Genomic DNA, 17,512 nt, shown 5'->3' with positions numbered 1-17,512 from the left:
AATGTCTTGTGCTGTCTGTTCGGGCCCTTTCGCGGCTGAAGCCGCTCCTACAGGAGCCGGCCTGCCGGCGAACAGGGCCAGCACGTTTCATGAAGCAATGACTGCAGGGCGATGGGCTGCTTGTGGCTGCGCACCGGCCTCGCTCTCGTCGTCGCCATCCAGCCGTACCAGCCGCGCCGGCACGCCAGTGGCCGCGCCCCAGTAGTAGATCCCCAGCGCGCTGGCTGCCACGACCAGCGTGTCGAACGGGTGCCCGATCACCCCCAGGCCACCGAAGCTGCCCAGCCAGGAGAGGAAAATGGTCACGGCATAGAAGCCGATCAGCCACGCCGACGAGCGCACCTGCTGGCCCAGCGACAAGTGTTCGGTGGGCACGAACCGGCGGCACAGCAGGTACAGCACGAACATCACGATCTGCAGGGCCAGCAGCCACGACACGGTGTTCCAGCCCGACCAGTAGACGATCGGCGCGGCGATGATGAACGACAGTGGCCCGAGTACACCCATGCCCTTGACCCGGAACGGCCGGGCCATGTCCGGGGCGCTGCGACGCAGGGCGGCGACCGACACCGGGGCCACGGCATAGCTCAGCACCAGGGCGGCCGACACCACGTTGATCAGCGCTTCCCAGGACGGGAACGGCAAGGTCCAGAACACCGCCAGGCCGAAGGTCAGCCACAGCGCCGGCCGCGGGATGCCGGACTGCTCGTCGATGCGGGTGAAGTACTTGAAGAAGGTGCCGGTCTGCGCCCAGCCATAGACCACCCGTGGGGTGGCGTTCATGTAGATGTTGCCGCAGCCGCTGGGCGATATCACCGCGTCCGCCACCACCAGGTAGGCCAGCCAGCCGACGCCCAGGGCCAGGGCGATGTCGCGGTAGGGCAGGGCCAGTTCCTTGGTCACCCCGGCCCAGCCGTTTGCCAGCATTTCGGTCGGGATGCTGCCGAGGAAGGCCAGTTGCAGCAGCGCGTAGATGGCGGTGGACAACAGCACCGAGAGAATCAGCGCGATGGGGATGGTGCGCTGGGGGTTCTTCACTTCGCTGGCCACCGAGATGATCGGCGTGAGGCCCAGGTAGGCGAAGATGATGCCGCCGGCCGACACCGCCATCTCCACGCCGGACAGGCCGAACGGCGCGAAGCCCTGGACCTCGAAGTTCTCCGGCTTGAAGAAGGTGAACAGCACGCCGATCACCAGCAGCGGCACGATGAACTTGAACACGCTGACCAGGTTGTTGGCCTTGGCGAAGGTCTTCACGCTGCGGTAGTTGAGCACGAAGAACAGCAACAGCAGGGCGAACTGCACCAGCCAGCCGAGCACCGTCGGGTCGCTGGAGCCGGCCTTGGTCAGCCCGGGAAACCAGGCCGCGGCGTATTGGCGCGAGGCGACCACTTCGATGGCGATCAGGCTGGAGAAGGCGATCAGGGTGATGAAGCCCATCAGGTAGCCCAGCAGTGGGCCGTGGGAGTACACCGGGTAGCGCACCACGCCACCGGCGCGGGGCAGGGCGGCGCCCAGTTCGCAGTAGACGATGCCCAGCAACAGCACGGCGAAGCCGCCGAGGAACCAGGAGAGAATGCCGGCCGGGCCGGCAATGGCCGAGACGTGGCTGGCGGCGAACAGCCAGCCGGAGCCGAAGATGGCACCAAGGCCGATGAAGGTGAGGTCCAGCAATGACAGCTGTTTCTTGAATTTGCCTGACATGGTTGCGCCTTTTTGTAGGTTTTGGATTGGCAGGTCTGATGTCACGATGCGGCTGATCGGGCCGCGTTGTTGTAGGTCGAGGGGCGGCTTGCGTGGGGCATAGAGTGGGCCGATCCGGGCGCCGGTTCTTGATGGTTTTCTGCAGGGCGGGTGACGAAATCGGCACAGTTGCCGAAAGTACTGGCGGGCGGGTGGTTGCGCTGGATAGGCTGGACTTCATGCCTGAAAAGGGTTGGAGAGATGCAGTGACAGTGCTGGCCCTTTCGCGGGCAAGCCCGCTCCTGCAGGTACCGCGGCGACTTCGAGAACTGTGGGAGCGGGCTTGCCCGCGAAAGGGCCAGTACTGCCACCGGAGACCTTGCTCAATGTCACTTGACCCACTGCCAACCCTGTACCAGACCCTCGACCAGCACCGCCCCGAATCCCTGGAGGCTCTGCTCAACGGCGTGGTCTGGCTATTGCCGATGCTCGACGTGATCACCAACGCGGCGATCTTCATCAAGGACGACCAGGCCCGCTACGTGCTGGCCAACCGCACGCTGGTCCAGCGCTGCGGCCTCAAGCAGTTGCAACCCTTGCTGGGCAAGACCAGCGCCGAGGTATTCCCGGCACGGCTCGGCCCTGGCTACACCGAGCAGGATCGTCGTGTGCTGGAGCAGGGCCTGGTGCTGGAGGATCAACTGGAACTGCACTTGTACGGCAGTCGCGAACCGGGCTGGTGCCTGACCCACAAGCGCCCGTTGCATGACACCAGCGGGAGGATCATCGGTTTGGTGGGCATTTCCATCGACTTGCAAGCCGCCGCCGACACCCACCCCGCCTACCAGCGCCTGGCCGCCGTGGATGCGCATATCCGCGCGCACTTCCACCAGCCGATCAGCATGAATGAATTGACCCGTCTCGCCGGGATCTCGGTGGCGCAGTTGGAGCGCTACTGCAAGCGGGTGTTCCACCTCACGCCCCGGCAGATGATTCACAAGGCTCGGCTGGAACACGCCCACCAGTTGCTGCATAGCGACCTGCCGATCATCGAAGTGGCGCTGCGTTGCGGCTACACCGACCACAGCGCGTTCAGCCGGCAGTTCAAGCAACTGACCGGTTTCACCCCCAGGCAGTACCGGCAGGCTACGGCAGGTCAGGAAGCCTGAAAGAGTGCGCGAGCCTCGTCGAAGCACTGCTCGGCAATCGCCGACCGAGGTTCGCTGCGGCGCAGCAACAGGCCGACCGGGCTGTGGATGCTGGCGTCGGCCACGGGGATGATGCGCATGTGCTCGCTGAGCTCTTCCAGCCCGCAATCCAGTGGCATGATCGCGCAGCACACACCGGCGTTGATGGCCTGGATCAGCTGGAAGGTCGAGTCGCTTTCCAGCACCGCGTTGGGCTCCAGGCCGCGGCTGCGCAAACTCAAGTCCAGGGACTGGCGGTAGTGCATGCCCTTGCTCAGCAAGCCGAGGGGGATCTCGCCGAGTTCGTCCCAGCGCAGCGTGTCGGTGTCGAAGCCGAAGTGCCGGGTGTCGTGCAGCAGGCCCATGGTGGTGGTGCTCAGCTCGATCACTTCGAAGAAGCTGGCGTTGACCTGATCGAGGTAGCAGATGCCCAGGTCGAGCTGGTTGCGGCTCAGGCCGTCGATGATCTGTTCGGAGCTCAGCGACGAGAGCTGGAAGTTCAGCTCGGGGTACTTGGCGCGCAGGGGCATCAGCAGTTGCATGGGGTTGAAGCTGGCCAGCGGCACGGTGCCCAGGCGCAGGCTGCCGACCACCTGGCCGCGGCAACTGGCGGCCTCGGCCTGCAGCCCGTCGTGGGCGGCGAGCAGGGTGCGGGCCCAGGCCAGGATGCGCTCGCCGGCTTCGGTGAAACCCTCGAAGCGTTGGCCGCGCTTGACCAGCACCAGGTCGAGCTCATCCTCCAGGTTGCGCAGGCGCATGGACAGCGTGGGCTGGGTGATGTGGCACAGCGCCGCGGCCTGGCCGAAGTGGCGGGTCTGGTCGAGGGCGATGAGGAACTTGAGCTGCTTGATGTCCATGGGGCGGCCTGGCGAGCGGGGTGGGCGGGTTTCGCGACCTTAACCAACTCCGCGCGGGCTGGCCAATCTTTAATGGTGACCGCTTGATAGAGGGCGTTGATCACGCGGTGATAGAGCCCCTTGATCATGTGGTTCGTCCTATCGATTGGACGCTGCCAGGGCTTGGTTCTAACGTGGTGCGTTGACCATCCTGGAGCAGACCCATGAGTGTGAAACCGGATGCGGTGTTCGTGCCGCTCAACATTGCCGTGCTGACCGTCAGCGATACCCGTACGTTTGACAACGACACCTCCGGCGAGCTGCTGGCCACGCGCTCGGTGCAGATCGGCCACCGCCTGGTAGACCGGGTGCTGCTCAAGGACGACCTGTACAAGATCCGCGCCCAGGTCGCCACCTGGATCGCCGACGAGCAGGTGCAGGTGGTACTGATCACCGGCGGTACCGGCTTTACCGGTCGCGACAGCACGCCCGAAGCGGTGGATTGCCTGCTGGACAAGCGTATCGATGGGTTTGGCGAATTGTTCCGCGCGCTGTCGATCCTCGATATCGGCACTTCGACCGTGCAGAGCCGGGCGTTGGCCGGATTGGCCAACGGTACCCTGGTGTGCTGCCTGCCGGGTTCGACCGGGGCTTGTCGTACGGCCTGGGAAGGGATTCTGGCAGAGCAGTTGGATGCGCGGCACCGGCCGTGCAACTTCGTGGCGCACCTGAAGCCGATCGCGGCCTGCGAGAGCCGCGGCTGACCTCTGTAGGAGCGGCTTTAGCCGCGATGCAGGCACCGGAGTGCCTGTTACTCGCCGTGGGTAATCGCGGCTAAAGCCGCTCCTACAGCGAATGGCTGCATCAACTCAACACATGATCCACCGGCACCAGCGCCGGCGGCAGCGGCTCATGCCCCAGCGCCGCCAGCACGTCGCGCTCGATGGTGCGCACCATGGCGTCGGTCGGCAGGTCGTTCTCATCGCGCCCGAAAGGGTCTTCCAGCTCGTTGCCGATCGCATCCAGGCCGAAGAACGTGTAGCTGACGATGGTGGTGAACAGCGGTGCCAGCCAGCCCAGCGGTTCGGCCAGGGCGAACGGCAGCAGCAGGCAGAAGATATAGATGGTGCGGTGCAGCAGCAGGGTGTAGGGGAACGGCAGCGGTGTGCCCTTGATCCGCTCGCAGGTGGCCTGGACGTCCGACAAACCGGTCAGGCGCTGTTCCAGCACGGTGTAGCGGAACTCGCTGATCGCACTCTCCTTTGCCAGCCGTGAGCACTGCGCGCCGATGTCGCGCAGGATGCCATCGCAGACATTGTGCGCCGTGACCTGCGCGTCCTCGGCCAGCCAAGTGCGGGCCAGGGGCAGTTCTTCCTCGTTGCGCAGCCGCGCGTTGAGGGCATGGGCGAAGCCACACAGGCTGCGCAACATCCGCGCGCGCAACGGGTCGTCCTCGATCACCACGCTTTCGCGTACGAACGACCGCACCTCGATGATCATCCTGCCCCAGGCCTTGCGGCCCTCCCACCAGCGGTCGTAGCAGGCGTTGTTGCGAAAACTCATGAAGATCGACAACGACAGGCCGAGCAGGGTGAAGGGCGTGGCGCTGACCGGGTAGAACAGCGCCGGGTAGTGGCGCTCGATGAGCACGATCAGCGCCGCCAGCAGGGTCACCGCCAGGCAGCGCAGGGCGATGCGCTGGACGATCGAACCCTTGAGGGTGAACAGCACGCGCAGCATGTCGGGGCGTGGGTGGACGATCAAGGCGGTTCCAGAGGCGGCCGATCAGCCGCCGGTCATGTTCATGAAACGCAGGATCTGCACCTCGCCGCCCACTTCGAAGTGGTGACGGTAGGGCTTGAGCTGCATGGCGTCGCGGATGGCCTTCTCCAGGCGCGCGGTGTCGCCGGGGTGCTGGCGCAGGACCTGCTTGAGGTCCACGGAATGCTCGTTGCCCAGGCACAGCAGCAGGCGGCCTTCGACCGTCAGGCGCACGCGGTTGCAGGTGGCGCAGAAGTTGTGGCTGTGGGGCGAAATGAAGCCGACCCGGGTGTTGGGGGCTTCGGCCAGGCGCCAGTAACGGGCCGGGCCCTGCGAGGATTCGGCCGATTCGACCAGGGTGAAGTGCTCGGCCAGGCGGTTGCGCACATCATCGCTGGAGCAGAAGGATTCCCCACGCTCATGCTCGCTGATCACGCCCAGCGGCATTTCTTCGATGAAGGAGATGTCCAGCTCGCGGTCGATGGCGAAACGCACCAGGTCGACGATCTCGTCGTCGTTGCGGCCCTTGAGCACCACCGCGTTGAGCTTGGTGCGGCGAAAACCGGCGGCGCGCGCGGCGTCGATGCCGGCGATCACCTGCTTGAGGTCGCCGGTGCGGGTGAGGGCACGGAAGCGGTCGGGGTCCAGGCTGTCGAGGCTGATGTTCAGCCTGGAGACGCCGGCATCGAACAGCGGTTGTGCCAAGCGTGGCAGTTGCGAGCCGTTGCTGGTCAGGCACAGTTCGCGCAGGCCGGGCAGGGCGGCGATGCGCCCACACAACTCGACGATGCCCTGGCGCACCAGCGGCTCGCCACCGGTCAGGCGGATCTTGCGCGTACCCAGGGCGACGAAACGCTCGGCGACCTGGTACAGCTCTTCGAGCGAGAGAATTTGCTGGCGCGGCAGGAACTGCATGTCCTCGGCCATGCAATAGACGCAGCGGAAGTCGCAGCGGTCGGTAACCGACATCCGCAGGTAATCGACTTTGCGGTTGAAACCGTCGACCAGGGCCTGGGGGTTCTTTTCCACGTTCGCGCTCGGCAGTGAAGGGAGTTGGGGCGGCGAAAGCCGCAGACAAGGTTCAAGCTATTACTTGCGTCCTCTGGCGTCAAATTGCTTTCCCCGACCATTCGATCAGTCTCCTCTATCACCGCCCCAAGCCCTGCAAACCGTGGCTTTGGTGCCATGATCGAGACGGTTTATCAGGCCTTCACTTATTTCGATTGGACGCACCCGAGGTGGGTTCTTAGGCTGAAAAAAACACCGCGCGGAACACACAGAACATGAGCCAGGACGAACACATCAGGGACTACAAGGGGCCGGCCGCCGGCTGGGGCGCGCTCCAGAGCGTGACCAAGAGCTGGCTGGGCAGCGAGAACGCCTTCAAGAACCTGCGGGCCATGCTCAAGACCAACCAGAACGGCGGCTTCGACTGCCCCGGCTGCGCCTGGGGCGAGTCGCCGGAAAGCGACATGGTCAAGTTCTGCGAGAACGGCGCCAAGGCCGTCAACTGGGAAGCCACCGGGCGCTCGGTGGACCCGGCGTTCTTCGCCAAGTACAGCGTCAGCGCCCTGCTCGAACAGACCGACTACTGGCTGGAGTACCAGGGCCGCCTGACCCACCCGATGCGCTATGACGCCGCCACCGACCACTACGTCGAGACCAGCTGGGACGAGGCCTTCGCCCTGGTCGCCAAGCACCTCAATGGCCTGGCGTCGCCCGACCAGGCCGAGTTCTACACTTCCGGCCGGGCCAGCAACGAAGCCGCCTTCCTCTACCAGCTGTTCGTGCGCGCCTACGGCACCAACAACTTCCCCGACTGCTCGAACATGTGCCACGAAGCCAGTGGCGTGGGCATGGCCGAAACCCTGGGGGTGGGCAAGGGCACCGTGGTGTTTCACGACCTGGCGCTGGCCGACGCGATCTTCGTCATCGGCCAGAACCCCGGCACCAACCATCCGCGCATGCTCGAACCGTTGCGCGAGGCGGTCAGGCGCGGTGCCCAGGTGGTCTGTTTCAACCCGCTCAAGGAGCGTGGCCTGGAGCGTTTCCAGCACCCGCAGCACCCGTTCGAGATGCTCAGCAACGGCTCCGAACCGACCAACACCGCCTACTTCCGCCCGGCTCTGGGCGGCGACATGGCGGCGATGCGCGGGATCGCCAAGTACCTCCTGCAGTGGGAGCGCGAGGCGCAACTGAACAACGAGCCTGCGGTGTTCGACCATGCCTTCATCGCCGAGCACACCAGCGGTGTCGAGGCCTACCTGGCCGTGGTCGATGCCACGCCCTGGGCGCATATCGTCGAGCAGTCCGGCCTGAGCAAGGCCGAGATCGAGCTGGCCGCGCGCATGTACCGCAAGGCCGAACGGGTGATCATGTGCTGGGCCATGGGCGTCACCCAGCACCGCCACTCGGTGCCGACCGTGCAGGAAATCGTCAACCTGCAGTTGTTGCGCGGCAACGTCGGCAAGCCAGGCGCGGGCCTTTCGCCGGTGCGTGGCCACAGCAACGTGCAGGGCGACCGCACCATGGGCATCGACGAGAAGCCCAAGACGCAATTGCTCGACGCCATCGAAAAACGTTTCCGGTTCAAGGTGCCGCGCGAGCACGGCCATAATGCGGTGCTGGCGATCAAGGCCATGGAAGAGGGGCGGGCCAAGGTATTCATCGGGCTGGGCGGCAACTTCGCCCAGGCCACTCCGGATACCCCGCGCACCCACGCGGCGCTGCGCAACTGCGAACTGACCGTGCATATCGCCACCAAACTCAACCGTTCGCATCTGATCACCGGGCGTGATGCGTTGATCCTGCCGTGCCTGGGACGCACCGAGATCGATATCCAGGGCGAAGGCCCGCAAGGCGTTACCGTGGAGGACACCTTCAGCATGGTGCACATCTCCCACGGCCAGCTGAAGCCGCGCTCGCCGCACCTGCGTTCGGAGCCGGCGATCGTCGCGGGCATGGCCAAGGCTACTCTCGGCAACAAGCCGATCGACTGGGAATACGCCATTGCCGACTACGGTCGCATCCGCAGCATGATCGCCGACGTCATTCCGGGCTTCAGCGAATTCAACGAGCGCCTGCAACATCCCGGCGGCTTCCACCTGGGCAACAACGCGGCCGACCGCAACTTCCGCACCGCCACCGGCAAGGCACGTTTCACGCCCAGCCCATTGCCGGAGCAACTGGTCAACGCCCAGGTGCTGGCCCGTGGCGACAAGCCCGACCTGATCCTGCAGACCCTGCGCTCCCACGACCAGTACAACACCACGTTGTACGGGCTGGATGACCGCTATCGCGGTGTGTTCGGCCTGCGCGAGGTGGTCTTCGTCAACGAGGCGGACATCCGCCGGCTGGGCTTCGAGCCGGGTGAGCAGGTGGACCTGGTGTCGCTGTGGGAGGATGGCCGCGAACGGCGGGTGTCGGGGTTCCGCCTGGTGGCCTATGACGTGCCTGAAGGCCAGGCGGCGGCCTACTACCCGGAGACCAATCCGCTGGTGCCGCTGGAGAGCTATGGGGAGGGCACCTACACGCCGACCTCGAAGTTCGTCGCGATCAAGCTGGAGAAGGCCAAGGTCGGGAACCTGATCCAGGCGTCATCCGCTGACTGATCGCCGTCTCTGTAGGAGCGGCTTTAGCCGCGATGCAGGCACTGCGGTGTCTGCCACCCGCTTTGCGGGTGATCGCGGCTGAAGCCGCTCCTACACATCAGCGCAAGTGATTCGATCACCAGGATCAGCGATACACCGGATACGCCGTGGTGTACTTCATCTGCTCCATGGCAAAGCTCGAAGTGATGTTCGACAGCCCGTCGGTGCTGGTGATCAGCTTCTTGTAGAAGCGGTCGTACGCCGCGATGTCGCCCACCACTACCCGCAGCATGTAGTCCCAGTCGCCGGACATCCGGTACACCTCCATGACTTCCTCGAACGCCGTCACCGTCGCCGCGAACCGCTCCAGCCAGGCACTGTCATGGCGCTGGGTCTTGAGCTGGACGAACACGGTCAGGCCCAGCCCCAGGCGCTCGGGGTCGAGCAGGGCGACGCGGCCACGGATGTAGCCTTCCTCCTCCAGACGCTTGACCCGCTTCCAGCAGGGGGTGGTCGACAGGTTGACCGCCTCGGCCAGGTCCTTGAGCGAAATCGAGGCGTCGCGCTGCAGCAGGGTCAGGATGTGCTGGTCGAAACTGTCCATGGCGTGACGGGGCTCGAATCGGGAAAAAGTTTCCAGAGATTAGCGGTTGCGCGAATGCATTGGAACTTGACCGCTCTCAAGAATGAAATGATCGTTCCCGGCGGCGCCTGCCAGCCACGGATATGAGATAGTGGTGGTTTTCCACTCAGTCAATGGACCCGACCATGTCCGACAAGCCGCGCAATTTCGCCACCCGCACCATCCACGCTGGCGAGCAGTCCAGCGTTGCCGACAATGCCATCTTCCCGGCCATCGTCACCTCCAGCTCGTTCATCAAGCGCGGCCTGGACGACAACCCCGAATACGCCTACAGCCGCGTCAGCAACCCGACCCGGCACGCCTATGAAACCTGTGTCGCCGCACTGGAGGAGGGCGTCGGCGCGGTCGCCTGCGCCTCGGGCGTAAGTGCCACCGCCACGGTGCTGGAACTGCTGTCCAAGGACGCCCATGTGGTGGTGATGAACGGCGTCTACGGCGGTACTTTCCGCCTGCTTGAAGACTACCGTGGGCGTACCTCGGGCCTGACCACCACTTACGTCGACCTCAACGACATCGACGCCGTGGCCGCGGCGATCCGCCCCGACACGCAACTGATCTGGATCGAGTCGCCGACCAACCCGCTGTTGCACCTGGTGGACATCAAGGCGGTGTGCGACCTGGCCCGCGCCCGTGGCGTGATGACCTGCATCGACAACACCTTCTGCTCGCCATGGAACCAGCAGCCGATCACCCTGGGCGTGGACCTGGTGATGCATTCGGCGAGCAAGTACATCGGCGGCCATTCCGACCTCACCGGTGGTGTGGTGGTGGCGGCCAACCAAGAACTGCTGGCGCGGTTGCGCAAGATCAGCATGGCGGTCGGCGCGATCCAGGGGCCGTTCGACTGCTACCTGGCCTTGCGTGGGCTCAAGACCCTCGACGTGCGCATGGAGCGACAGAGCGCCAACGCCTTGCGCGTGGCGCAGTTCCTCGAACATCACCCGCAGGTCGAGCAGGTGTACTACCCCGGCCTGGAAAGCCACCCGCAGCATGAGCTGAGCAAGCGCCAGATGCGCACCGGCGGTGCGGTGGTGGCGATGCGCATCAAGGGTGACCGGGCGGCGGTCAATCGCCTGGTCGAGGCGCTGTCGATCTTCGTCCTGGCTGACTCGCTGGGCGGCGTGGAGAGCATGATCAACCATTCCTGGAGCATGTCGCACAATTCGCTCAGCCCTGAGCAGAAGGGCGTGATGGGCATCAGCGAGAACCTGGTGCGGTTGTCGATGGGGATCGAGGATTACCGCGACCTGATCGAGGACCTGGACACCGCTTTGAAGGCTTCGGCCTCGAGGTGAAGGCTGCCGGCCCTTTCGCGGGTGAACCCGCTCCCACAGGTACCGCAATGATCTGGATGGCGGTGATGGCCCTGTGGGAGCGGGTTTACCCGCGAAGAGGCCGGCGAATGTTCTGAATCTCAGTCAGGACTTGGGCGGATGGACGATCCGTTCGATCTTGTCCTTGAGCAGCAGGCGCTCCTTGCGCAGCAGGTTGACTTTGTCGTCGGCGGTGCCGTTGCCTTCGGCGGCCACCACTTCCTTGTCCTTGGCGTTGTATTCCTTGTGCAATTGATGCAGCGCGTGGTCTTTGTCGATGAGCGCCTGGAACTGGTTGGCGGATACATGCAGGTCAGCGAGCAGATCATGCGGTACTGGCATTTCTTCACCTCTTTCAGGGTTGGTAAACGAGCCTGAACCATGAGAATAGCCGCCTTTGCCGCTTTGCGTGACTGGGGTAGGCTGTCGCACATCCTCCCGCGACCGGAACCCGCGCCATGCCTCACCTGAACCTGGAATACAGCGACAACCTGCGCCAGTTGAACGTCGACCAACTGCTCCTGCGCCTGAACCAAGCACTGGTCGGCAGCGGCCAGTTCGCCGACGAGCTGGATATCAAGAGCCGCGCCCAGGCCTTCGCCCAGTACCGCGTCGGTACCGCGCCAGCGGAGCGCGCCTTCGCCCATGTGCGCCTGGCGATCCTCAGCGGGCGTTCCGAACAGGTCAAGCAGCAACTCTCCAGCAGCCTGTTGGAAGTGCTCCATGAAGCCATCCCCGCCGAAGCCGGGCTGGACATCCAGCTGTGCGTCGAGGTGCTCGACATCGATCGCCAGCCCTACGCCAAGCTTCACCTGCCTGGCTGAACAAACGCTGAATGAAACGTGTTTAATCGATAAAAGACGCCTTCCCACCAATTGTTGGCGTCTTTTTCACAAAAAATTGATGCGACGCTTTCTAGAGTTCGGCCAACTTCCCAGAGTGCCTTCCCGGTGCGCTGGCCGCTGACAACTCTCACTGCGAACACCATGCTGAAATTCAAATCCCTGCGGACTGAATGGGTCACGCTGCTGGCCAGCCTTTACCTGTTGATCGGCCTGAACACCTTTCTCTGGGAACACCTCGAATCCATCGTGCCGCCCGGCATGGTGGGGCTGTGGTTGAGCCTGGCGTTCGCCGTGCTGATGTTGTTCGCGTTCAACCTCGTGCTGACGTTGTTGGCCTTCCGTTATGTATTGAAACCGGTATTGATCCTGTTGTTCATGAGTGGCGCGGGCGTGGCTTACTTCATGAACCAATATGGCGTGCTTATCGACGCGGGCATGTTCCGCAATGTCGCCGAAACCAATGTCGCGGAAGTTCGCGACCTGCTGTCGATCAAGTTTGCGTTGTACATCCTGCTGCTCGGTGTTGTGCCTTCTCTACTGGTATGGAAAGCCCCCATCGCCTATCGCCCCTGGCACCGCGAACTGCTCGGCAAGCTGGTGGTCAGCGGCGCATGCGTGGCGGCGCTGGGGTCGGTGGCGCTGGTCAACTATCAAGGGCTGTCCTCGCTGTTTCGCAATCACCACGAACTGCGCCTGATGCTCACCCCGAGCAATATCGTCGGCGCTTCAATCGGCTATGTCCGCGAGCAGATCGGCACCGCCGCGCACCCGTTCCAGGCCTATGGCGAGGATGCCCGTCGTGATGCGGCCTGGCAGCAGCATGAACGCAAGTCGCTGACCGTGCTGGTGGTGGGCGAAAGTGCCCGGGCGGAGAACTTCGGCCTGCTCGGCTATGCCCGCGACACCACGCCCAACCTGGCGAAGGAGCAGGGGCTGCTGAGTTTCACCGATGTCCACTCCTGCGGCACCGAGACCGCCGTGTCGGTACCGTGCATGTTCTCCGGCATGGGGCGCAAGGATTACGTCGCCAGCGTGGCGAAGAACCGCGAGGGCCTGCTCGACATCCTCCAGCGCGCCGGCCTGGCCGTGCAGTGGCGTGACAACCAGTCCGGTTGCAAGGGCACCTGCGACCGCGTGCAGTTCATCGATGTCAGCAACCTCAAGGACCCGGCCCTGTGCGCCGATGGCGAATGCCATGACGAGATCCTGCTGCAGGGCCTGGCCGAGCTGATCGACAACCTCGACAAGGACACCGTGCTGGTGCTGCACCAGATGGGCAGCCACGGCCCGGAATATTTCAAGCGCTACCCCGGCGGTGCCGAGCCGTTCACCCCGGTGTGCCGCAGCAACGCCCTGAACCAGTGCAGCCGTGAAGAGATCATCAACGGCTACGACAACACCCTGGCCTACACCGACAAGGTCCTGTCCTCGCTGATCGACACCCTGCGCAGCAAGCAGGACAAGGTCGACACCGCGATGATCTACCTCTCCGACCACGGCGAGTCGCTGGGCGAGTACAACCTGTTCCTGCACGGCACCCCCTATGTGATGGCGCCGGATCAACAGAAGCACGTGCCGCTGCTGGCCTGGTTCTCCGACAGCTACACCCAGGACTTCGGCCTGGATACCGACTGCATGGCCAAGCTGCGCGACGCGCCACTGTCGCAGGACAACCTGTTCCATTCCATGCTCGGCCTGCTGCAGGTGCATACCGAGGTCTACAAGCAATCGCTGGACATGTTCGCCAGCTGCCGCCCATGGCTGGCAGCCGGCCGCTGACCGTACCAACGGTCGGCACCAAGGATGGCGTGGCTTGCGAGGTTTCACCCAGAGCGTCCGCGCCGTATATACTGCGCGCCAATGTAAGTGGGAGAGCCTCGTGGCCATCGAAATTCACTGGATCCGTGACGACCAGACCCTGGCCGAGCATTGCCAACGCTGGCGCAAGCTGCCTTTCGTCGCGCTCGACACCGAATTCATGCGGGTCGACACCTTCTACCCGAAAGCCGGCCTGGTACAGATCGGCGACGGTAATCAGGCTTTCCTCATCGACCCGTTGCTGATCAGTGACTGGCAGCCGCTTGCCGAGCTGCTCGACGACAGCAGCGTGGTCAAGGTGCTGCACGCCTGCAGCGAAGACCTCGAAGTGCTGTTGCGCCTGACCGGCAAGCTGCCCCAGCCGCTGTTCGACACGCAGTTGGCCGCCGGCTACCTGAACATCGGTTTCTCGATGGGTTATTCGCGCCTGGTGCAAGAGGTGTTGAACCTCGAACTGCCCAAGGGCGAAACCCGCTCTGACTGGTTGCAGCGCCCGTTGTCCGAAACCCAGGTCAGCTATGCCGCGGAAGATGCCGTGCACCTGGCCGAGTTGTTCAGCGCCCTGCGTCCGAAACTGTCGGACGACAAGTACGCCTGGGTGCTGGACGACGGTGCCGAGCTGGTCGCCGCGCTGCGCCGCGAGGTCGAGCCCGAGACGCTGTACCGCGACGTCAAGCTGGCCTGGAAGCTCGGCCGCCAGCAGCTGGCCGTGCTGCGCGAGCTGTGCGCCTGGCGCGAGCGTGAGGCGCGCAGCCGCGATGTGCCGCGCAACCGCATTCTCAAGGAACACTCGCTGTGGCCCATGGCCAAGAGCCAGCCCGACAGCTTGTCGGCGCTGGGGAGAATCGAGGAGATGCACCCGCGCACGATCCGCCAGGACGGCGAGTACCTTATCCAGCTGATCAAGCGTGCTGCCGCCCTGCCGCAGGACCAGTGGCCAGCGCCGCTGCCCGAGCCACTGCCCATCGAGGCCTCGGGTATCCTCAAGCGCCTGCGCGCTATCGGCCAGGCCGAAGGTGAGCGCCTGCTGATCGTCCCAGAGCTGATGCTGCGCAAGAAGACCCTCGAAGCGCTGCTCAAGAGCGGCTTCCCCAATGGCCCCTATCAATTGCCCGAGTCGCTGCGCGGCTGGCGCCGCGAGCGCATGGGGCAGGCCCTGCTGGACGACCTGGCGGGCGCCGGAGACAAGCAATGAAACGAATCTGTTCGATCTACAAGAGCCCGCGCAAGAACGAAATGTACCTCTACGTGCTCAAGGCCGACGGCCTGGAGCGCGTGCCGGAGGGCCTGCTGCCCTTCTTCGGCACGCCCATGCACGCTTTCGATCTTGTGCTCAGCCCCGAGCGCAAGCTGGCCCGCGAAGACATCGCGAAAGTGCTGGAAAACCTCGACAGCCAGGGCTACCACCTGCAAATGCCACCGCCGGACGACGACTACATCGAGCACCTGCCCGAAGAGTTGCTGCGCCGCAACGACCCGGCCTGAACCGGGGCGCCTTTCCTTGTCGTGGCCCGCTTGCCGGGCCACATTTCGTTGTCTGCCAAGGTTGTGTTTCACATGCGCGTTCTGATCGCTGAACAGGATCATGCCAACTACGCTCGCCTGCTGGGCGAGGCGGCACCGGACCTGGAGGTCCTGACCAGTGGCGATTCCGCCGAATTGGCGCGCCTGGCCTGCGATTGCCCGGTGTGGCTGGGCCAGCCGGACCTGCTGGCGAGCCTGTTGCGCCAGGGCCACAAGCCGCAGTGGCTGCAGTCGACCTGGGCCGGTATCACCCCACTGCTCGCCAAGGGACTACCGCGTGATTATCGGCTGACCCGGGCGGTGGGTATCTTCGGCCAGGTGATGGCCGAGTACATGCTCACCTACATGCTGGTGCACGAGCGCGAGGTGCTGTCGCGCCTGGTCAGCCAGGTGGAGCGCCGCTGGGATGACCGGCCGGGTCGCACCCTGGAAGGGCGCCGGGTGCTGATCGTGGGTACCGGAGACATTGGCCAGCGCGTCGCCGAATTCCTCGTGCCATTTGGCGTGACGCTGTATGGCGTGGCCAGCAGCGCCCGCGAACAGGCGCCGTTCGTCGAGGTGGTGGGGCTGGAACAGTTGCCACGCATGGTCGGCCAGGCCGACTACGTGCTCAACCTGCTGCCTGATACGCCGTCCACCCATGACTTGTACGACGCGACGCTGTTCAAGTGCTTCCAGCCCAGCGCACTGTTCATCAACGCCGGGCGTGGCGTGGCGGTGGTCGATGCCGACCTGGTGGAGGCGCTCAAGCAAGGCCACCTGGCCGGCGCGGTGATCGACGTGTGCCGCCAGGAGCCGTTGCCCCAGCGCCACCCGTTCTGGACCGCCTGGGGGTTGCTGCTGACCGGGCACAGCTCGGCGCCGACCTCGCCGGCGGCGATGGCGCGCTTGTTCGTCGAGAATATGCGGGCGTACCAGGCAGGGCAGGGGTTGCGTGGCGAGGTGGACTTCCAGCGAGGCTATTGACCCGAACCGGCCTCTTCGCCGGTAAACCCGCTCCCACAGGTTCATCACTGACCTTCAGAGCAGTGCTGCCCCTGTGGGGACGGGTTTACCCGCGAAAGGCCGGCCCAGGCGATAGAGAATTACAGGCTGAACTCGCCTTCCGCCGCCAGCTCGCTCAGTGGCCGGCGCGGGCTCGGGACTTCACGGGCTTGCAGCCCTTCGGCCAGGGTCGCTTTATCGCCCAGCTTGCCGATCGCCACCATCGCGTGCAGCACGTACCCCTCGGGGATCTTCAGCTCACGGCGCGCCAGCTCCTGGTCGAAACCGGCCATGCCGTGGGTGTGCCAGCCGCTGATGCTGGCCTGCAGCGCCAGGTGGCCCCAGGCGGAGCCGGTATCGAAGGTGTGCCACAGGGCGGGCTTTTCCTCATCGGAGCCAGGGGCGGCGAAGGTGGTCTTGGAGATGATCAGCACCAGCGCCGAGGCATGCTGCGCCCAGCTGCGGTTGAACTCGTTGAGGATGCTCAGGTGGCGCGCCCAGTTCGGCGTGTCGCGGCGGGCGTAGAGGAAGCGCCAGGGCTGCGAGTTGTAGGCCGAAGGCGCCCAGCGCGCGGCCTCGAGGAAGCTCAGCAGGGTCTCCTGGCTGATCGGCTCGCCGGTGAAGGCGCGTGGCGACCAGCGGTTGATGAACTGCTCGTTGATGGCGTAGTCGGCGATGCGAGGGTTGGCGCTCATGGGGGCTCCTGCGAGAGACGGGGGGAAACTCCGCACGCTACTGCGTCCGGCGAGCACTGACAAGCGGTCTGGCGTTGCCGCCGGACAGCCTCTAGACTGGCGCCGCCGCGCGCCGCGGATTCAAGTTGACTGCAGGAACACGTGTGATGAACGCTGACACCGCGCCCTTCTGGCGGCGCAAGACCCTCGACCAGCTCGACAGCAAGGAATGGGAGTCGCTCTGTGATGGCTGCGGCCTGTGCTGCCTGCAGAAGCTCGAGGACGAAGAGGACAACAGCGTCTACTACACCAGCATCGCCTGCAAGCTGCTGGACCTGCAGACCTGCCAGTGCAGTGACTATCCCAACCGCTTCAAGCACGTGCCCGACTGCATCCAGCTCACTCCGGGCAAGGCCGACCAGTTCAAGTGGCTGCCGCCGACCTGCGGTTACCGCCTGGTCAGCGAAGGGCAGGACCTGCCGGCCTGGCACCACCTGGTCAGCGGCGATCGCACGCAGGTCCATGAACAGCGGATCTCCCGCTCTGGGCGCATGCTCAGCGAGAACGACGTGGATGAAGACGACTGGGAAGACCACCTGATTTTCCGCGCCGGTTGAGCCGCCTGGCTTGTCGCTATTCGCCTCTGGGGAACAA

The 17,512-nt window shown here is 64.6% G+C and carries 17 protein-coding genes; 10 read left to right on the top strand and 7 right to left on the bottom strand.

Annotation, left to right across the window (positions count from 1 at the left end; genetic code table 11):
• Nucleotides 1-87: 87 nt before the first annotated feature.
• Nucleotides 88-1,704 carry an APC family permease gene (locus tag JYG34_RS19300; protein ID WP_213657896.1) on the bottom strand — a complete coding sequence of 539 codons (1,617 nt, stop codon included), beginning with the start codon at nucleotides 1,702-1,704 and terminating at the stop codon, nucleotides 88-90.
• A 365-nt stretch (nucleotides 1,705-2,069) separates the two neighbouring features.
• Here JYG34_RS19300 and JYG34_RS19295 point away from each other — a divergent pair, with 365 nt between their 5' ends.
• A complete protein-coding gene (locus JYG34_RS19295) occupies nucleotides 2,070-2,852 on the top strand; it encodes an AraC family transcriptional regulator (RefSeq protein WP_213657895.1) in 783 nt (260 codons plus the stop codon).
• Here JYG34_RS19295 and JYG34_RS19290 read toward each other — a convergent pair.
• On the bottom strand, nucleotides 2,840-3,727 hold the full coding sequence (locus tag JYG34_RS19290; protein WP_213657894.1) for a LysR family transcriptional regulator: 888 nt from the start codon (nucleotides 3,725-3,727) through the stop codon (nucleotides 2,840-2,842). The two genes, JYG34_RS19295 and JYG34_RS19290, sit on opposite strands and share 13 nt — an antisense overlap.
• Before the next feature lie 203 nt (nucleotides 3,728-3,930).
• Between JYG34_RS19290 and moaB the strand changes: the two genes are divergently transcribed.
• Complete coding sequence (gene moaB, locus JYG34_RS19285) at nucleotides 3,931-4,470, top strand: molybdenum cofactor biosynthesis protein B (RefSeq protein ID WP_011535114.1); 540 nt, start codon at nucleotides 3,931-3,933, stop codon at nucleotides 4,468-4,470.
• Nucleotides 4,471-4,570: 100 nt separating this feature from the next.
• Here the strand turns inward: moaB and JYG34_RS19280 are convergent, their stop codons facing one another.
• Nucleotides 4,571-5,470, bottom strand: coding sequence for a bestrophin family protein (locus JYG34_RS19280; protein WP_213657893.1), 900 nt, complete (start codon nucleotides 5,468-5,470; stop codon nucleotides 4,571-4,573).
• A 21-nt stretch (nucleotides 5,471-5,491) separates the two neighbouring features.
• On the bottom strand, nucleotides 5,492-6,496 hold the full coding sequence (gene moaA / locus JYG34_RS19275) for a GTP 3',8-cyclase MoaA (RefSeq protein WP_213657892.1): 1,005 nt from the start codon (nucleotides 6,494-6,496) through the stop codon (nucleotides 5,492-5,494).
• Between the two features lie 254 nt (nucleotides 6,497-6,750).
• On the opposite strand from moaA, the gene JYG34_RS19270 reads away from it, so the two are divergent.
• The gene (locus JYG34_RS19270) at nucleotides 6,751-9,078 is read left to right on the top strand and encodes an FdhF/YdeP family oxidoreductase (RefSeq protein ID WP_213657891.1); all 2,328 of its coding nucleotides are present in this window, start codon (nucleotides 6,751-6,753) and stop codon (nucleotides 9,076-9,078) included.
• Nucleotides 9,079-9,202: 124 nt separating this feature from the next.
• On the opposite strand, the gene JYG34_RS19265 is transcribed toward JYG34_RS19270, so the two are convergent.
• Nucleotides 9,203-9,661, bottom strand: coding sequence for an Lrp/AsnC family transcriptional regulator (locus JYG34_RS19265; protein ID WP_213657890.1), 459 nt, complete (start codon nucleotides 9,659-9,661; stop codon nucleotides 9,203-9,205).
• A gap of 152 nt (nucleotides 9,662-9,813) precedes the next feature.
• Here JYG34_RS19265 and JYG34_RS19260 point away from each other — a divergent pair, with 152 nt between their 5' ends.
• On the top strand, nucleotides 9,814-10,995 hold the full coding sequence (locus JYG34_RS19260) for a trans-sulfuration enzyme family protein (protein ID WP_213657889.1): 1,182 nt from the start codon (nucleotides 9,814-9,816) through the stop codon (nucleotides 10,993-10,995).
• A 123-nt stretch (nucleotides 10,996-11,118) separates the two neighbouring features.
• Here JYG34_RS19260 and JYG34_RS19255 read toward each other — a convergent pair whose 3' ends face one another.
• Entirely contained in the window at nucleotides 11,119-11,355 is a 237-nt protein-coding gene (locus JYG34_RS19255) for a DUF465 domain-containing protein (protein WP_213657888.1), read from the bottom strand.
• Between the two features lie 116 nt (nucleotides 11,356-11,471).
• Here JYG34_RS19255 and JYG34_RS19250 point away from each other — a divergent pair, with 116 nt between their 5' ends.
• From JYG34_RS19250 to JYG34_RS19230, 5 genes are all read left to right on the top strand, one after another.
• Nucleotides 11,472-11,837, top strand: coding sequence for a 5-carboxymethyl-2-hydroxymuconate Delta-isomerase (locus JYG34_RS19250; protein WP_213657887.1), 366 nt, complete (start codon nucleotides 11,472-11,474; stop codon nucleotides 11,835-11,837).
• A gap of 162 nt (nucleotides 11,838-11,999) precedes the next feature.
• Entirely contained in the window at nucleotides 12,000-13,637 is a 1,638-nt protein-coding gene (locus JYG34_RS19245; RefSeq protein WP_213657886.1) for a phosphoethanolamine transferase, read from the top strand.
• Nucleotides 13,638-13,737: 100 nt separating this feature from the next.
• On the top strand, nucleotides 13,738-14,871 hold the full coding sequence (rnd, locus tag JYG34_RS19240) for a ribonuclease D (RefSeq protein ID WP_213657885.1): 1,134 nt from the start codon (nucleotides 13,738-13,740) through the stop codon (nucleotides 14,869-14,871).
• Entirely contained in the window at nucleotides 14,868-15,161 is a 294-nt protein-coding gene (locus JYG34_RS19235) for a YcgL domain-containing protein (RefSeq protein WP_213657884.1), read from the top strand. The genes rnd and JYG34_RS19235 overlap by 4 nt, the downstream gene beginning before the upstream one ends.
• Before the next feature lie 72 nt (nucleotides 15,162-15,233).
• The gene (locus JYG34_RS19230) at nucleotides 15,234-16,166 is read left to right on the top strand and encodes a D-2-hydroxyacid dehydrogenase (RefSeq protein ID WP_213657883.1); all 933 of its coding nucleotides are present in this window, start codon (nucleotides 15,234-15,236) and stop codon (nucleotides 16,164-16,166) included.
• A 119-nt stretch (nucleotides 16,167-16,285) separates the two neighbouring features.
• On the opposite strand, the gene JYG34_RS19225 is transcribed toward JYG34_RS19230, so the two are convergent.
• Entirely contained in the window at nucleotides 16,286-16,879 is a 594-nt protein-coding gene (locus tag JYG34_RS19225; protein WP_213657882.1) for a nitroreductase family protein, read from the bottom strand.
• A gap of 146 nt (nucleotides 16,880-17,025) precedes the next feature.
• Here JYG34_RS19225 and JYG34_RS19220 point away from each other — a divergent pair, with 146 nt between their 5' ends.
• Complete coding sequence (locus tag JYG34_RS19220) at nucleotides 17,026-17,475, top strand: YcgN family cysteine cluster protein (RefSeq protein WP_011535101.1); 450 nt, start codon at nucleotides 17,026-17,028, stop codon at nucleotides 17,473-17,475.
• Nucleotides 17,476-17,512 lie beyond the last annotated feature (37 nt).

This window comes from Pseudomonas entomophila (genome assembly GCF_018417595.1).
GTDB lineage: Bacteria > Pseudomonadota > Gammaproteobacteria > Pseudomonadales > Pseudomonadaceae > Aquipseudomonas > Aquipseudomonas entomophila_C.
The sequence above is the reverse complement of the archived record's forward strand: the minus strand, read 5'-3'. Positions and strand labels throughout refer to the sequence as shown.

Excerpts from the sequence above, each read along its gene's own strand:
- JYG34_RS19270 (WP_213657891.1), top strand. The coding sequence starts at position 6,751 with ATGAGCCAGGACGAACACATCAGGGACTACAAGGGGCCGGCCGCCGGC.
- JYG34_RS19255 (WP_213657888.1), bottom strand. The coding sequence starts at position 11,355 with ATGCCAGTACCGCATGATCTGCTCGCTGACCTGCATGTATCCGCCAAC.
- JYG34_RS19245 (WP_213657886.1), top strand. The coding sequence starts at position 12,000 with ATGCTGAAATTCAAATCCCTGCGGACTGAATGGGTCACGCTGCTGGCC.
- JYG34_RS19295 (WP_213657895.1), top strand. The coding sequence starts at position 2,070 with ATGTCACTTGACCCACTGCCAACCCTGTACCAGACCCTCGACCAGCAC.
- moaB (WP_011535114.1), top strand. The coding sequence starts at position 3,931 with ATGAGTGTGAAACCGGATGCGGTGTTCGTGCCGCTCAACATTGCCGTG.
- JYG34_RS19230 (WP_213657883.1), top strand. The coding sequence starts at position 15,234 with ATGCGCGTTCTGATCGCTGAACAGGATCATGCCAACTACGCTCGCCTG.
- JYG34_RS19300 (WP_213657896.1), bottom strand. The coding sequence starts at position 1,704 with ATGTCAGGCAAATTCAAGAAACAGCTGTCATTGCTGGACCTCACCTTC.
- JYG34_RS19225 (WP_213657882.1), bottom strand. The coding sequence starts at position 16,879 with ATGAGCGCCAACCCTCGCATCGCCGACTACGCCATCAACGAGCAGTTC.
- JYG34_RS19265 (WP_213657890.1), bottom strand. The coding sequence starts at position 9,661 with ATGGACAGTTTCGACCAGCACATCCTGACCCTGCTGCAGCGCGACGCC.
- JYG34_RS19235 (WP_213657884.1), top strand. The coding sequence starts at position 14,868 with ATGAAACGAATCTGTTCGATCTACAAGAGCCCGCGCAAGAACGAAATG.
- JYG34_RS19220 (WP_011535101.1), top strand. The coding sequence starts at position 17,026 with ATGAACGCTGACACCGCGCCCTTCTGGCGGCGCAAGACCCTCGACCAG.
- JYG34_RS19290 (WP_213657894.1), bottom strand. The coding sequence starts at position 3,727 with ATGGACATCAAGCAGCTCAAGTTCCTCATCGCCCTCGACCAGACCCGC.
- JYG34_RS19260 (WP_213657889.1), top strand. The coding sequence starts at position 9,814 with ATGGACCCGACCATGTCCGACAAGCCGCGCAATTTCGCCACCCGCACC.
- JYG34_RS19250 (WP_213657887.1), top strand. The coding sequence starts at position 11,472 with ATGCCTCACCTGAACCTGGAATACAGCGACAACCTGCGCCAGTTGAAC.